This window comes from Kocuria nitroreducens, assembly GCF_042879195.1.
In the GTDB taxonomy this organism is placed as follows: domain Bacteria; phylum Actinomycetota; class Actinomycetes; order Actinomycetales; family Micrococcaceae; genus Kocuria; species Kocuria nitroreducens.
The window spans coordinates 131269-146145 of record NZ_JBHZTC010000002.1 but is presented as its reverse complement, the minus strand read 5'-3'; the positions used below and the strand labels follow the sequence as shown (position 1 = coordinate 146145).

The 14877-nt window shown below is 72.4% G+C and carries 10 protein-coding genes; 6 read left to right on the top strand and 4 right to left on the bottom strand.

The annotated features are described in order from the left end of the window. Positions 1-74: 74 nt before the first annotated feature. The 3 genes from sucB to ACFYE1_RS01790 all read right to left on the bottom strand — a co-directional run bounded on the left by sucB (position 75) and on the right by ACFYE1_RS01790 (position 5149). Entirely contained in the window at positions 75-1964 is a 1890-nt protein-coding gene (gene sucB / locus ACFYE1_RS01800) for a 2-oxoglutarate dehydrogenase, E2 component, dihydrolipoamide succinyltransferase (protein ID WP_387739306.1), read from the bottom strand. A 120-nt stretch (positions 1965-2084) separates the two neighbouring features. After that, entirely contained in the window at positions 2085-3452 is a 1368-nt protein-coding gene (lpdA, locus tag ACFYE1_RS01795; protein ID WP_387739304.1) for a dihydrolipoyl dehydrogenase, read from the bottom strand. Between the two features lie 143 nt (positions 3453-3595). Next, a complete protein-coding gene (locus ACFYE1_RS01790; protein WP_387739302.1) occupies positions 3596-5149 on the bottom strand; it encodes a leucyl aminopeptidase in 1554 nt (517 codons plus the stop codon). 277 nt (positions 5150-5426) lie between these two features. Here ACFYE1_RS01790 and ACFYE1_RS01785 point away from each other — a divergent pair, with 277 nt between their 5' ends. The 4 genes from ACFYE1_RS01785 (at position 5427) to ACFYE1_RS01770 (ending at position 10957) form a co-directional block, all read left to right on the top strand. Further along, complete coding sequence (locus ACFYE1_RS01785) at positions 5427-6344, top strand: proteasome assembly chaperone family protein (protein ID WP_387739300.1); 918 nt, start codon at positions 5427-5429, stop codon at positions 6342-6344. Positions 6345-6438: 94 nt separating this feature from the next. Next, on the top strand, positions 6439-7734 hold the full coding sequence (locus ACFYE1_RS01780) for an MFS transporter (RefSeq protein ID WP_387739298.1): 1296 nt from the start codon (positions 6439-6441) through the stop codon (positions 7732-7734). A 120-nt stretch (positions 7735-7854) separates the two neighbouring features. Beyond that, positions 7855-9267, top strand: a complete 1413-nt coding sequence (locus ACFYE1_RS01775) for a DUF4192 family protein (RefSeq protein ID WP_387739294.1) — start codon at positions 7855-7857, stop codon at positions 9265-9267. Positions 9268-9454: 187 nt separating this feature from the next. Beyond that, a complete protein-coding gene (locus ACFYE1_RS01770) occupies positions 9455-10957 on the top strand; it encodes an RNA polymerase sigma factor (RefSeq protein ID WP_387739293.1) in 1503 nt (500 codons plus the stop codon). A 202-nt stretch (positions 10958-11159) separates the two neighbouring features. Here ACFYE1_RS01770 and ACFYE1_RS01765 read toward each other — a convergent pair whose 3' ends face one another. Beyond that, positions 11160-11360: a DUF7455 domain-containing protein gene (locus tag ACFYE1_RS01765; RefSeq protein ID WP_344120181.1), complete on the bottom strand. Its 201-nt coding sequence runs from the start codon at positions 11358-11360 to the stop codon at positions 11160-11162. A gap of 266 nt (positions 11361-11626) precedes the next feature. Here ACFYE1_RS01765 and ACFYE1_RS01760 point away from each other — a divergent pair, with 266 nt between their 5' ends. Both ACFYE1_RS01760 and ACFYE1_RS01755 read left to right on the top strand, forming a co-directional pair. After that, complete coding sequence (locus ACFYE1_RS01760; protein ID WP_387739290.1) at positions 11627-13735, top strand: DNA gyrase/topoisomerase IV subunit B; 2109 nt, start codon at positions 11627-11629, stop codon at positions 13733-13735. 86 nt (positions 13736-13821) lie between these two features. Next, positions 13822-14874 (top strand): malate dehydrogenase, encoded by a 1053-nt coding sequence (locus ACFYE1_RS01755; protein ID WP_387739288.1) that lies wholly within the window; start codon positions 13822-13824, stop codon positions 14872-14874. Positions 14875-14877: the final 3 nt, after the last annotated feature.

Genomic DNA, 14877 nt, shown 5'->3' with positions numbered 1-14877 from the left:
CAGGAGCACGCCCTCTCGGTGCCGCAGGCCCGCCGCACCTGCTCAGCGGGGTCCGGCGGCCGGCACGGGGCCGGTCAGAGGCCGACCTCGGACTCGAAGCGGCCCTCCTCCAGGCGCGCCTTGAGTGCCTGGAGGAAGCGACCGGCGTCGGCGCCGTCGACCAGGCGGTGGTCGTAGGTCAGCGACAGGTAGCACATCTGACGGATGGCGATGGTGTCGTTGCCGTCGGCGTCGGCGACCACCATCGGGCGCTTCACGATCGACCCCGTGCCGAGGATCGCGACCTGCGGCTGGTTGATGATCGGAGTGTCGAACAGGGCCCCGAACGAACCGAGGTTCGTGATCGTGAACGTGCCGCCGGTGAGGTCGTCCGGCGTGATGTTGCCGTCCTTGGCCCGCGAGCCGAGGTCCACGATCTGCTTGGCCAGGCCGCCGAGGTTGAGGTCGCCGGCGTTCTTGATGACCGGCACCAGCAGACCCTTCGGGGTGTCGACCGCGATGGCGATGTTCTCCGAGCCGTTGTAGACGATCTCCTTCTCGGCCTCCTTGAAGGTGGCGTTGAGCTTGGGGTGGGCCTGCAGGGCCTCGGCCACCGCCTTGGCGAAGAACGGCAGGTAGGTGAGCTTGGCGCCCTCCCGCTCCTGGAACTTCGCCTTGGCCCGGCCGCGCAGCACGGCCACACGGGTCATGTCGACCTCGGTGACCTGGGTCAGCTGGGCCGCCTCCTGCAGCGACTCGCGCATGCGCTGGGCGATCGTCATCCGGATCCGCGGGGCCTTCTCGGTGGTCCCACGCTTGGCGTCCGCCTTCGGCGCGGCCGGGGCGGCCTCCTGCGCCGGGGCTGCAGCGGCGGACTCGGCGGGGGCCTCGGCGGCCGGTGCCGCCGAGCTCTTCTGCTGCTCGGCGGCGGCCAGCACGTCCTGCTTGCGGATGCGACCGCCCACTCCGGTGCCGGTGAGCGTGGAGAGGTCCACGCCCTCCTTCTTGGCGAGCTTGCGCACCAGAGGGGTCACGTAGGACGAGTTGTCACCGGTCGGGGCCTCCGCGTTCTCGGTACGGGCGCCGTCGCGCTCGGCGGCGTCCTGCTGCTCGTCCCCGGACGTGTCGGCCAGCACGGGCTCGTCGGTCTCGACCATGGCCTCGTCCCGGGACGGCGCCTTCTCCTGCTTCCCGGAGGAGGACCCCTCGTAGCCCTCGCCGCCGGCGGCGGACGGCTTCTCCGGCTTCTCCTCGGCGGAGGAGTCCGCGGCGGCCTCGTCCTGGCCGGACCCGCCGTCGGACCCGGAGGGGGCGGAGCCGGAGCCGATGATCGCCAGGACCTGGCCGACCTCGGCGTCCTCGTCCTCCTGCACCCGGATCTCCAGCAGGGTCCCGGCCACGGGGGAGGGTACCTCGGTGTCGACCTTGTCGGTGGAGACCTCCAGCAGGGGCTCGTCGACGGCGACCTCGTCACCGACCTGCTTGAGCCACCGGGTCACGGTGCCCTCGGTCACGGACTCGCCCAGTGCGGGCAGGGTGATCTCGCTGCCCTCGCCCGTCTCCTGGGCCTCGGCCTGCGGGGCCTGCTCCGTGCCGGAGGAGTCCTGACCGGAGGACTCCTGCTCGGCGGCCTCGTCGGTCGCCTCGGGGGTCTCGGCCTCGGTCGCGGCGTCCACGGCCTCCTCGGCGGAGGAGTCCGCGGCGGCCTCGTCCTGGCCGGACCCGCCGTCGGACCCGGAGGGGGCGGAGCCGGAGCCGATGATCGCCAGGACCTGGCCGACCTCGGCGTCCTCGTCCTCCTGCACCCGGATCTCCAGCAGGGTCCCGGCCACGGGGGAGGGTACCTCGGTGTCGACCTTGTCGGTGGAGACCTCCAGCAGGGGCTCGTCGACGGCGACCTCGTCACCGACCTGCTTGAGCCACCGGGTCACGGTGCCCTCGGTCACGGATTCGCCCAGTGCGGGCAGGTTTACGGTTTCTGACATGGTCCGACCGTCTCTCTTTCGGTGCCTTCGGTGGTGCCTTCGATGGTGCGGTCCGGGCGCCGGGCCCGGTTCCGGGGTGGCGGGGAGGCCCCGCCCGGGACGGGCGGGGCCTCGACGCGGTCAGCCGTGCAGCGGCGCGCCCGCGAGGGCCATGGCAGCCTCGCCGATGGCCTCGTTCTGGGTGGGGTGGGCGTGCACGAAAGCGGCGACGTCCTCGGGGTAGGCCTCCCAGTTGACGATGAGCTGGCCTTCGCCGATCTGCTCACTGATGCGCTTGCCGATGGCGTGGAAGCCGATGATCGGCCCGTCCTTCTCGCGCACCAGCTTGATGATGCCGCCGGTGCCCAGGATCGAGCTCTTGCCGTTGCCGGCGAGGTTGTACTCGGCGACCTCGACGTTGTCCTCGCCGAACTTCTCCTTGGCCTTCGGCTCGGTGTAGCCGACCGACGCGATCTCCGGCTCGGTGAACGTCACCTTGGGGATATTCACGTCGTCGACGACGGCCGGGTTCTGGCCGGCGATCTCCTCGGCCACGAACCGCCCCTGCTGGTAGCCGCGGTGGGCGAGCTGGACGCCGGGGACGATGTCACCGATCGCGTAGATGTTGCCGACGCCGGTGTGCAGGCGCTCGTTCGGGGTGACGAAGCCCCGGTCCATGGGGATGCCCTGCTCCTCGTAGCCCATGTCGGCGGTGTTCGGGCCGCGCCCCACGGCGACGAGCACGATGTCCGCCTCGAAGACCTTGCCGTCGGCCAGGGTGACTTTCGCGCCGTTGTCGTCCTGCTCGACCTTCTCGAAGAAGGTGCCGAGGTTGGACTTGATGCCGCGCTTCTTGAACTCCCGCTCGAGGATCTTGATGAGCGCCGGATCCTCGTTGGCGACGAGGTTGGGCAGGCCTTCGATCACGGTGACGTCCACGCCGAAGGATTTCCACATGGAGGCGAACTCGCAGCCGATCACGCCGCCGCCGAGCACGATCGCGCTCTTGGGCACGAAGTCGATCTCCAGGGCCTCGGTCGAGGTCATGACCCGGCCGCCGATCTCGATGCCGAGGGTCTTGGAGATCGAGCCGGAGGCCAGCACGATGTGCTTGCCGGTGTAGCTGGTCCCGTCGACCTCGACCGTGTTCTCGCCGGTCAGCTTGCCCACGCCCTCGAGGACCGTGATCTTGCGCATCTTCATCAGGCCGCTGAGGCCCTTGAACTTGCCGGCGACGATCTTGTCCTTGTAGTCCCGCACGGCCGCCATGTCGATCGAGTCGAGCGTGGTGTGGATGCCGTACTTGGAGCTCTCACGGGCGTCCTCGGCCAGTTCGGCGGAGTGCAGGTAGGCCTTGGTCGGGATGCAGCCCCAGTGGAGACACGTGCCCCCGAGCTTGTTCTTCTCCACCAGGGCCACGGAGAAGCCGAGCTGGACGGCTCGCAGCGCCGCGGCGTAGCCGGCACTCCCTCCGCCGAGGACGAGGATGTCGAATTCGTTGTCGGCCACGTGTTTGGCTCCCTTGCGCGTTGACGTCGTTCCGGGTCCGTTGCACCCGTCCCGTGACGGGTTCGTTTCGTACATACCTTAGCCCTACGCCGGAGGGAGCGACCAGGCGGGCGCTCCCTCCGGCGCAGGGGTGTCGCGGGACATCAGCCGCGGTCGGCGACAGCGTCCTCGAGCAGCCGCACGAGCGTGCGCACGCCCGCCCCCGTGCCCTCCGCCGGGGTGTAGCCGTGGGGCGGTCCCTCGTTGAACGAGGGGCCGGCGATGTCCACGTGCGCCCACGGCACCCGTGCCCCGTCCTCGCCGCCGACGAACTCGCGCAGGAAGATCGCGGCGACCAGCATCCCGCCGTTCTTGTCCCCGATGTTCTTGAGGTCGGCGACCTTCGAGTCCAGGGACGGGCGCAGGTGCTCGGGCAGCGGCATGGGCCAGCCGTCCTCGCCGGCGCCGCGGGCGGCCTCGGCCACGGCGGTCCGCAGCGCCTCGTCGCCCATGATCCCGAACGTCCGCGCCCCCAGGGCCACCATCTGCGCACCGGTCAGCGTGGCGATGTCGACGACGGCGTCCGGGCTCTCCTCGCACGCGGCCACGAGACCGTCGGCCAGCACGAGGCGCCCCTCGGCGTCGGTGTTGAGCACCTCGACGGTGCGGCCGCCGCGGATGGTGATGACGTCGCCCGGGCGGGTGGCCGTGGACGAGGGCAGGTTCTCGGCCAGGCACAGCCACCCGGTGACCTTCACGGGCAGGCCCAGCTCGGCGGCGGTGAGGACGGTCGCGAGGACGGCGGCGGCACCGGCCATGTCCGACTTCATGGTCATCATCGAGGCCGGGGGCTTGAGGGAGAGCCCGCCCGAGTCGAAGGTGATGCCCTTGCCCACGTAGGCGTAGTGCTTCGCGGCGCGGGCCGGGGCGTATTCCAGCTTGACGAGGCGCGGACCGTGCACGGAGCCCTGTCCCACGCCCAGGAGCCCTCCGTAGCCGCCCTGGGCGAGCTCCTTCTCGGCGAGCACGGTCACGGAGACCTTGGTGCCCTTGGCGGCCTGGCGGGCGTAGTCCGCCACGGCCTGCGGGTACATGACGTTGGGGGAGAGGTCCACGAGGGTGCGGGCCGCGCGGACGCCCCGGCCGAGGGCGGCGGCGCGGTCGAGGCACCGGCCCAGCGCGGCGCGCGCCACGCCGGGGGCGTGCACGACGGCGGAGGCCAGTGGGGCCTGCACGGAACCGGCGGTCGCCGCGCGCTGGTGGGCGAAGGCGAAGGCGCCGAGTGCGGCGCCCTCGGCGACCGCCGCGGCGTCCTGCTCGGAGTCCGCGGGCAGGGCGAGCACCGCGGAGCCGGTCCCGGCGAGCCTCCGCACGGCCGCGCCGGCGGCCCGGCGCAGCGTCTCGGCGCGCTCGGGCGTGCCCTCGGGCAGCACGCCGACCCCGGTGAGGACCACCACGGTGAAGGGGAGCCCGGACGGGGCCGGCACCACGGTCACCTCCTCGGCGGCGCCCTTCACGCGCAGCGCCGCCGCGGCGTCCACCACGGGGGCGAGCCTGCGCTGCTCCCCGGCGGGGAGCAGGACACGACCCGAGCCGTCGCCCTCCCGTCCCTTCTCGACACCGAGCACGAGCGCGTGAGCCGGCGTCCGGCCCAGGGCCTTGTGCGTGGCGGTGAGCTCGATGCCCCGGGGCTCGAGCAGGTCCTGTACGTCGGGCATGGATCGTCCTTTCGCTGAGGTCTGGACCGGCGGGGCCGGGCCGGTCCGCTCCCGGCGGCCCGGCCCGGCCGGCAGGCGTGCTGTCGATCCTATCCTCGGCCGCCGTGCCGCCGGGGCCCGGACGCACGGGCGGGCCCCGGCGGTGCGGCGGGGCAGGCGACGGGGAATAACGGGGGGCCCGCGAACGGTTGACATGGTCCGGGCGCGCCGTCGGCGGTGTGCTCGCACCGGTCGCCTCACGGACGCCCGGAACCGACCCACCCCAGGAGGAAGTGCTGTGCTGGACCCCACCTCGCTGTATCTGAGCAATCCCGCTCTGCTCGAGGACGCCCGGGTTCGCGGCCTGCCGCTGATCGTCGCCCTGTCCGGCTACGCGGAGGCGGGGCACGTGGCCGTGCAGATCGAGCACACCATCACGGAGGCCCTCCCGCACGAGGTCGTGGCCCGTTTCGACCTGGACCAGCTCTACGACTATCGAGCCCGCCGCCCGCACGTGAGCTTCGTGGAGGACCACTTCGAGGGCTTCCAGACCCCCGAGCTGTCCCTCCGGCTGGTCACCGACGGCCTGGGGCGCAGCTTCGCGCTGTTGACGGGCCCCGAGCCGGACCTGCAGTGGAACCGGTTCACGGAGGCGGTCGTGGGCCTGGCCCGGCGGATGGACGTGTCGCTCGTCGCCATCGTCTCGGGCATTCCCATGCCCGTCCCGCACACCCGCCCGTTCATCGTCTCGGTGCACGGCAACCGGGCCGACCTGCTGCCCGCCGAGCACGCGTGGAAGCCGGTCGTGGAGATGAGCTCGTCGGCCGCGCAGCTCCTCGAGATCCGGCTGGGCGAGGCGGGGATCGACAACATCGGCTTCACCGTCCACGTCCCGCAGTACCTGGCCGAGGCGCACCTGCCGCACGCCGCCGTGGCCGCCCTCGAGCACATCAGCGCCGTGACCTCCCTGACGCTGCCCACGGACGAGCTGCGCGAGGCGGCCCGCGAGATCGAGCGCCAGATCGACCAGCAGGTCGGCGCCTCGCCCGAGGTGCAGGCGGTCGTGGCAGGACTGGAACAGCGCTACGATGACGTCGTCGACGCCTCGGCCCCGCGCTCCCTGCTGGTGGGGGACGAGTCCGAGCTCCCCGACGCCGACGAGATCGGCGCCGCGGCCGAGGCCTTCCTCGCCGCCCAGGAGGACGAGCAGGACTGAGCCCGGCCGGCGCCCGGGGCGGTCCGTCCGTCGCCCCGGGCGGCCCCGCCGTCCCGGGTCCCGGCCCGGCTCCGTCCCCCCGAGAGCGAAGTGCATGCCGTCCGACCGGTACCAGGCCCACGAGCCCGGCAAGGACTCCCGCCGCGCCTACCTGGTCTTCGCGATCGGCACCTTCGCCTACTTCAGCGCGGTGGCCCAGCGCACCAGCTTCGGCGTCGCGTCGGTCGACGCGGCCGAGCGCTTCGGCACCGCGGCCTCCGCGCTGTCGATGTTCTCGCTCATGCAGGTCCTCGTCTACGCGGGGCTGCAGATCCCTGTGGGCGTGCTCGTGGACCGCTTCGGCTCCCGCGTCATGGTCGCCGGCGGTGCGCTGCTCATGGCGGTCGGTCAGGTCCAGCTCGCCCTGGCCGGCACGGTCGGCGAGGGCGTGGCGGGCCGCGTGCTCGTGGGCGCGGGGGACGCGACCACGTTCGTGTGCGTGATGCGCCTGATCCCCGCCTGGTTCTCCGCGCTGCGCGTGCCGCCGCTGACCCAGTTCCTGGGCGTGGTCGGCAATCTCGGCCAGCTCGTCTCCGTCATCCCGTTCGCCTGGCTGCTCGAGCTGACCGGGTGGTTCCCGTCCTTCGCGGCGCTGGCCTCCCTCGCGCTGCTCGCCGCCGTGCTCGCCGCGACCCTGCTGCGCAACGCGCCCCCCGGGGTGGAGGTCCTGAACCGGGAGCTGGGCCTGCGGCGGACCGGCCGGGTGCTCCGGGAGAGCGTGGCCGAGCCCGGGACACGGCTCGGCTTCTGGGTGCACTTCACCACCCAGTTCGCCGGCAACACGTTCGTACTCATGTGGGGCTACCCCTATCTCGAGTACGCCCAGGACCTGTCGGACACCATGATCTCCCTGGTGATGACCTCCTTCGTGCTGACCAACCTGGCCGTGGCCCTCGGCCTCGGCGGGCTGTCCGCCCGCCACCCGCACCGCCGCGTGCGGCTGTCCCTGGGGGTCACCGCCGGGATCTTCGGGGCGTGGACCGTCCTGCTGGTCTGGCCGGGCACGGCTCCCGTCCCGGTCGTGCTGGCCGCAGTGTGCGTCATCGCGATCAGCATGCCGGCCTCCATGATCGCCTTCGACATCACCCGCAGCTTCAACCCGGCCCGCCGCTCGGGCACCGCCACGGGCATCGTCAACGTGGGCGGCTTCACCGCCTCGGTGCTGGCCATCTTCGTCACCGGCTTCGTCCTCGACGTGGTGCACGCAGCGGGCTTCCGCGACGAGCTGTACGCCCCCGACGCGTTCCGGATCGCCATCGCCGCGCAGTTCCTGGTCGCGGCGGCGGGCGCCGCGGGCGTGCTGGCCACCGCCCGGCGGGTGCGCCGGCGTCACGGGGACGACGCCGCCTGACCGGCCGCGCGGTCCCATCAGCACTGCACCCTGCCGGGCACCGCGTCCCCGCCCCGCCGGCCGTCCACAGCCCGGGCCCGGGGCGGGGCCCCCGGCACCGGCACCACCCAGGCTGGCCACATGAGACAGCATCCCTTCCGAGACCCCTTCGTCCCCGTCGTCCGGTGCGCGGCAGACCTGCTCGCCGTCGTGCCGCACACGCTCGGCTACTGGCCCGCCGACTCCCTCGTCCTGTTCGCCGCCGGTGGCGGGACGGCAGGGGCGTGCGTGCGCGTGGACCTCCCGCACGGCCCGTCCCACCAGCGTCTCGAGGAGGCCTTCGTGGCCGAACTCGCCGACCTCGTGCGCCACGACGCCCTGAGCGACCGGGTCTTCGTGATCGTGTACACGTCGTCCTCCCCCGGGGACCCGCCCGGCGTGCCGGTTCCGCCCACCGGGGTGGACGGTGTGCTCGCCGACGTGGACGAGGCCGCCCGGCGCGCGGGGCGGGCCGTGGCGGCACGCTGGATCGTGGCCGGCGACCGCTGGTGGCCCGCCGAGGAACCGGCAGACGTCCAGGACGTCGCGGGCATCGAGGACAGCGCCGTCAACGCCGCGCTCGTGGCCTCGGGCAGCTCCTACGCGGCCGCCCCACGGCTCGCCATGGACCACGAGTACGGGGCTCTGCCCGCGGGCACCACCCGTGGCACCGGGCGGGCCGCGGTCCGCTGGGCGCGGGCGGGGGAGGTCGCGTGGCACCACCTCGACCGGCTCGGGCCGGCACTGTCCGTCTGGGCCGACGTCCTCGCGACGGTCCCGGGCTCGCCCGGGGACCCGGTGCCCGCCGTGCTGGGCCACGACGACGAGCTGCTCGGCTTCCTGGCCGCGAGCCTGACGGACCCGGTGCTCGCCGACCTGCTCCTGGTGGCCTGCGCCACGGACGACCTCGACGGCGTCCTCGCGGCCGCCGCGACGTGGGCCGAGCTGTGCGACGACGTCGACGACCCGGCGGACGGACCGGGTGCCGACGGCGTCCCGGTCGGACCCACCTGCGCGCCGGTCCCCGCGGGCGTCCCGCCGGTGCCCCGGCGACCGCCGGCCTGCCACGGCGTCGCGACGCCCGGCCCGGCTGCCGCCACGGCGCCCGTGCCCGACGCGGGGGAGCTGGTCCGGCTCTCCCGCGTGCTCGCCGGCGAGTGGGCGGAGACCCCGCACTGGTCGCTGCTCGACGCCCTCTACCGGGTGCTGCAGGTGCTCAGCTGGCTCCTGGAGCCCGCGGGACTCGGTGCGGGTCCTGGCGCGGGAGCGGCCGGAAACTCAGGGCGGGCCGGTGCGGACGACGAGGAGCGGGGGCGGGTCGTGCTCGCGGGAGTGCTCGTCGAACTCGCGCAGCTCAACCGGTTCCGTGCGCGCGGTTCCCACACCGCGCACTTCGTGCGCCGGGCCACGGCCCTGGTCCCCGGTCACCCGTCCGCGCTGCGCGTGCTCCGCCTCGCCGACGCCCGGCCCGTGCCGTTCTGGGCCCGGGACCGTGCCACCGCCTGGCACTCGTGAGCCACGGTTCCCGAGCTTTTTCGAGTCGGTCCGGCCGAGCGGGAACAAAACCCGGCCACGGGTGGTTCCGGCTGTCAGGACCCTTCAAGCCCGCCGCGCCGGACAGTGCCCGGCGCACGGACTTGACAGGGTCATAGGCGTGTTGCCCCGAGGGCGGACGCCGTGACCGCTCAACGAAAGGCTCTCAGTGTCACCTGCCGCCAGCAACAAGACGACGGACACCGCCGCCGAGACCCCGGGCACCGGGGACGCTCGGTCGCCGTCCGGTACCGGGACCACGGGCACGTCGCCGCGGGCGAAGACCGCCGCTGCGAAGTCGACCGCCGCCAAGAAGACCGTGGCCGCGAAGAAGACCACGGCCGCGAAGTCCACCGCCGCGAAGTCGACCGCACCCAAGAGCGCCACCGCTGTCGCTTCCACGAAGTCCACGTCCGGCCGGTCGACCGCGACCAGGACCGCCGCGAGCAAGGCTCCGGCCGCGCCGAAGTCCACGGGCCGCACGAAGGCGGCGGCCCCGACGGACCAGGAGGCCCAGGACGTCGTCGGGGAGCCCGAGGAGGACGTCGTCGTCACCGACGACGCCGACATCGAGACCGCCCTGACCGACGAGGCCGTGGTGATCGACCCCGAGGCGGACGAGGACGCCGAGGCGGAGGAGGAGGCCGCTCCCGGGGATGCGCCCGCCGCACCCGCGCCCAAGGACGAGAAGACCTCCGGCTTCGTCATCACCAACAACGACGACGATGACGCCCCGGCCCAGCAGGTCGTCTCCGCCGGGGCCACGGCCGACCCGGTCAAGGACTACCTCAAGCAGATCGGCAAGGTGGCGCTGCTGAACGCCGAGCAGGAGGTGGACCTGGCGCTGCGGATCGAGGCGGGCCTGTACGCGGAGCACAAGCTCACGGACGGGAAGGACTCCCTGGACCCGCAGACCCGCAAGGAGCTGCGCTGGGTCATCCACGACGGCAAGCGCGCCAAGAACCACCTGCTCGAGGCCAACCTGCGCCTGGTCGTCTCGCTCGCGAAGCGCTACACCGGTCGCGGCATGCTGTTCCTGGATCTCATCCAGGAGGGCAACCTCGGTCTCATCCGCGCCGTCGAGAAGTTCGACTACACCAAGGGCTTCAAGTTCTCGACGTACGCGACGTGGTGGATCCGCCAGGCCATCACCCGGGCCATGGCCGATCAGGCCCGCACCATCCGCATCCCGGTGCACATGGTCGAGGTCATCAACAAGCTTGCCCGGGTCCAGCGCCAGATGCTGCAGGACCTCGGCCGGGAGCCCACCCCCGAGGAGCTGGCCAACGAGCTCGACATGACGCCCGAGAAGGTCGTCGAGGTGCAGAAGTACGGCCGTGAGCCGATCTCCCTGCACACCCCGCTGGGTGAGGACGGCGACTCGGAGTTCGGCGACCTGATCGAGGACTCGGAGGCCGTGGTTCCCGCGGACGCCGTGAGCTTCACGCTCCTGCAGGAGCAGCTGCACTCGGTCCTGGACACCCTCTCCGAGCGGGAGGCGGGGGTCGTGGCGATGCGCTTCGGCCTGACCGACGGCCAGCCCAAGACGCTCGACGAGATCGGCAAGGTCTACGGCGTGACGCGTGAGCGCATCCGGCAGATAGAGTCCAAGACCATGTCCAAGCTGCGCCACCCCTCCCGGTCGCAGGTGCTGCGCGACTACCTCGACTGAGCGGACGGCCGGTCCCGCGTCCGGACGCCGTCCGGGCGCGGGACGTCCGCGACCGGGTCCGTGCACCGCTCCGGTGGGGTCATCGGTTCCGGTGGCGTGCCCCGTTCCGGTGACCGGTTCACGGACGGGACATGCAGGAAGGCCCCGACACCTGGTGTCGGGGCCTTCCTCACGACGATCGCCCGTCGCGGGCGTAACCGGGTCAGGAACCGATGCGCTCGGTCTCGTCCTGCCAGGTGGCGGCCAGCGGCCGCAGTTTCTGCTCGTTCTTGCGCGCGTGGTGAGCGCAGAACAGCAGCTCACCGCCCGTCGACTCGAGGACCACTCGGACGTAGGCCTGGGCGCCGCACGCGTCGCAGCGGTCGGTCGCATTGAGCTCTCGGCTCTCCAATGTTGCGTTCACGGGATCCTCCTCCTGGGTCGTACGCGGTGCACGCGGCACGGGGCCGCGGATGCGGGTACCCGGGGTCTCCTGGACGCATCGGGGTACTGCTATATACAACCACGGCCGTCGGACAATCGATTCCGGTCGGCGCCGTTTTTCGCCCCGGGCGTAGGCCACGGTGCCGGTCCGCAGGCGGGCACCGCGGCCCACGCCCGGGCCTGCGGTGTCCGCCCCCCGGACTACAGTGGTGGGGAATCCCGCCGTCCCCCAGGAGTCGTATCCCCGTGACACCGTCCCGTTCCGAGTACAACGCCCGCCACCTCTCCGTCCTCGAGGGCCTCGAAGCCGTCCGGAAGCGGCCGGGCATGTACATCGGCTCCACCGACTCGCGCGGGCTGATGCACTGCCTGTGGGAGATCATCGACAACTCCGTGGACGAGGCCCTCGCCGGCTTCGGCCACCAGATCACGGTGGTCCTGCACGCCGACGGCGCCGTGGAGGTCCACGACGACGGCCGCGGCATTCCCATCGACCTCGAGCCGCGCACCGGGCTCACCGGCGTGGAGGTCGTCTTCACCAAGCTGCACGCGGGCGGGAAGTTCGGCGGCGGCTCCTACAGCGCCTCCGGGGGCCTGCACGGCGTGGGCGCCTCCGTGGTCAACGCGCTCTCCGCTCGCCTGGACGTGCAGGTGGACCGCGGCGGGAAGACCTACCAGATGTCCTTCCGGCACGGCGAACCGGGGCGGTTCGTCGACCAGGGCAGGCCCTCCCCGCACGCCCGGTTCGAGCCGTTCGTGGAGGGGTCGGTGCTCGACGTCGTCGGCAAGGCCAAGCGCGGGGTCACCGGCACGCGGATCCGGTACTGGGCGGACGAGCAGATCTTCACGACGGACGCCAGGTTCAGCTACGAGGAGCTCGCCAAGCGTGCCCGTCAGACCTCGTTCCTGATCCCGGGACTGCGCATCACCGTGCGCGACCAGCGGGGCCTGCCCGGCACGCCGGGGGAGTTCGGGACCCACGAGGAGGTGTTCCAGCACGACGGCGGGATCTCCGAGTTCGTGGAGTACCTCGCCGCTGACAGCTCGGTCACCGACGTGTGGCGCTTCCAGGGCGAGGGCCGGTTCAAGGAGAACGTCCCGGTCCTGGACCAGAACGGCCGCTCCAAGCTCACGGAGCTGGACCGCACGTGCGAGGTCGACGTCGCCCTGCGCTGGGGCATCGGCTACGACACGTCCCTGCGCTCGTTCGTGAACATCATCGCCACCCCCAAGGGCGGCACCCACCAGGCCGGTTTCGAGGCGGCCCTGCTGAAGACGTTCCGGAAGCAGATCGAGTCCAACGCCCGCAAGCTCAAGGCCGGCAGCGACAAGATCGAGAAGGACGACGTCCTCGCCGGTCTCACGGCCGTGCTCACGGTGCGGCTGGCCGAGCCGCAGTTCGAGGGCCAGACCAAGGAGGTCCTGGGCACCCCCGCCGTGCGCCAGATCGTGAGCCGGGTGATCGAGCAGGAGCTGACCGCCAAGCTCACGTCCACCGGCCGCCACGACAAGCAGCAGGCCGGTCAGCTGCTCGAGAAGGTCGTGGCGGAGATGAAGTCCCGCATTTCCGCGCGGGTGCACAAGGAGACCCAGCGGCGCAAGAACGCCCTGGAGACCTCGTCGATGCCGGCCAAGCTGGTCGAGTGCCGCTCGAACGACGTGGAGCGTTCCGAGCTGTTCATCGTGGAGGGCGACTCCGCCCTCGGCACGGCGCGGCTGGCCCGTTCCTCCAACTACCAGGCGCTGCTGCCGATCCGCGGCAAGATCCTCAACGTGCAGAAGGCGTCCATCACGGACATGCTCGCCAACACGGAGTGCGCCGCGCTCATCCAGGTCATCGGCGCCGGCTCGGGGCGCACCTTCGACCTCACCGCCGCCCGCTACGGCAAGGTCATCATGATGACCGACGCCGACGTCGACGGCGCGCACATCCGCACCCTGCTGCTTACGCTGTTCTACCGCTACATGCGTCCCCTCGTGGAGGCCGGCCGGGTCTACGCGGCGGTGCCCCCGCTGCACCGGGTGGAGATCGTCAATGGGGGCAGTACGGCCAACGAGATGGTCTACACGTACTCCGAGCGCGAGCTCGCGGACCTGCTCGCGCGGCTCGAGGCGGAGGGGCGGCGGTTCAAGGAGCCCATCCAGCGCTACAAGGGCCTCGGCGAGATGGACGCGGACCAGCTCGCGGAGACGACCATGGACGTCCGGCACCGGATGCTGCGCCGGATCCGGGTCGAGGACGCCGAAGCCGCCGAGCACGCCTTCTCCCTGCTCATGGGCTCCGAGGTGGCCCCGCGCAAGGACTTCATCATCGAGGGCGCCACGCAGCTGGACCAGGAGCGCATCGACGCCTGAGCGCATCGGGGACTGCCGTGCCGGTGCCGCGGTCCGGCCGCTACGCTGGGCAGGGACGAGCGACCGTCCCCGAGGAAGGACCCCGCATGACCGCCACCGGCCCGCACACCCCGCCCCCCCCACCCGGCCGGTCCCGGCCGGTCACCGTCACCGTGACCGGTGCCGCGGGACAGATCGGCTACGCCACCCTCTTCCGGGCGGCGGCGGGCGACCTCCTCGGGTCCGGCACTCCCGTCCGTCTGCACCTGCTCGAGCTCCCGCAGGCGCGGCGGGCGGCGGAAGGCACGGCCCTGGAGCTGCAGGACGGGGCGTTCCCGCTGCTCGAGGGCGTGGAGGTCTTCGAGGACGCGGACGCCGCGTTCGACGGCGCCTCCGTGGGCCTGCTCATCGGGGCCCGCCCTCGGTCCCAGGGCATGGAGCGCGCCGATCTGCTCGAGGCCAACGCCGGGATCTTCTCGGTCCAGGGGCGGGCCGTCAACCGCGGAGCGGCCGAGGACTTCCGGGCCGTGGTGGTCGGCAACCCCGCCAACACCAACGCCTACATCGCCGCCTCGCACGCCCCGGACGTCCCGTGCGAGCGGTTCACCGCGCTGACCCGTCTCGACCACCACCGTGCGCTCGCCCAGCTCGCCGCGGCGACCGGGGCCCGCGTGGGCGAGATCGAGGGCGTCGTCGTGTGGGGCAACCACTCCGCGAGCCAGTACCCCGACCTGACCCACGCCACGGTCGGGGGCCGGCCGGCGCTCGAGGTGCTGGCCGGGGCAGGACACGACCTCGCCTGGGTGGACGACACCTTCATCCCCCGGGTGGCACGCCGCGGGGCGGAGATCATCGACGTCCGCGGCGGCTCGTCGGTGGCCTCGGCGGCGCACGCGACCCTGTGCCACGTCCACGACTGGGTCCTGGGCACCGCCGACGGCGCGTGGACGTCCATGGCGGTCGCCTCCGACGGCTCCTACGGCGTGCCGGAGGGGCTCATCAGCTCGTTCCCGGTCGTCTGCCGGGACGGCCGGGCCGAGGTCGTCACGGACCTCGAGCTGGACGAGTTCTCCCGCACCCGCATCGACCGCTCCGTCCGGGAGCTCGAGGAGGAGCGCGCGGCGGTGCAGCAGATGGGGCTGCTCGGCCCCCGCCGCTGAGCC

Bases quoted from the DNA above. Each gene is read 5' to 3' on its own strand.
- ACFYE1_RS01790 (WP_387739302.1), bottom strand. From the start codon at position 5,149: ATGCCCGACGTACAGGACCTGCTCGAGCCCCGGGGCATCGAGCTCACC.
- ACFYE1_RS01775 (WP_387739294.1), top strand. From the start codon at position 7,855: ATGAGACAGCATCCCTTCCGAGACCCCTTCGTCCCCGTCGTCCGGTGC.
- ACFYE1_RS01780 (WP_387739298.1), top strand. From the start codon at position 6,439: ATGCCGTCCGACCGGTACCAGGCCCACGAGCCCGGCAAGGACTCCCGC.
- sucB (WP_387739306.1), bottom strand. From the start codon at position 1,964: ATGTCAGAAACCGTAAACCTGCCCGCACTGGGCGAATCCGTGACCGAG.
- ACFYE1_RS01755 (WP_387739288.1), top strand. From the start codon at position 13,822: ATGACCGCCACCGGCCCGCACACCCCGCCCCCCCCACCCGGCCGGTCC.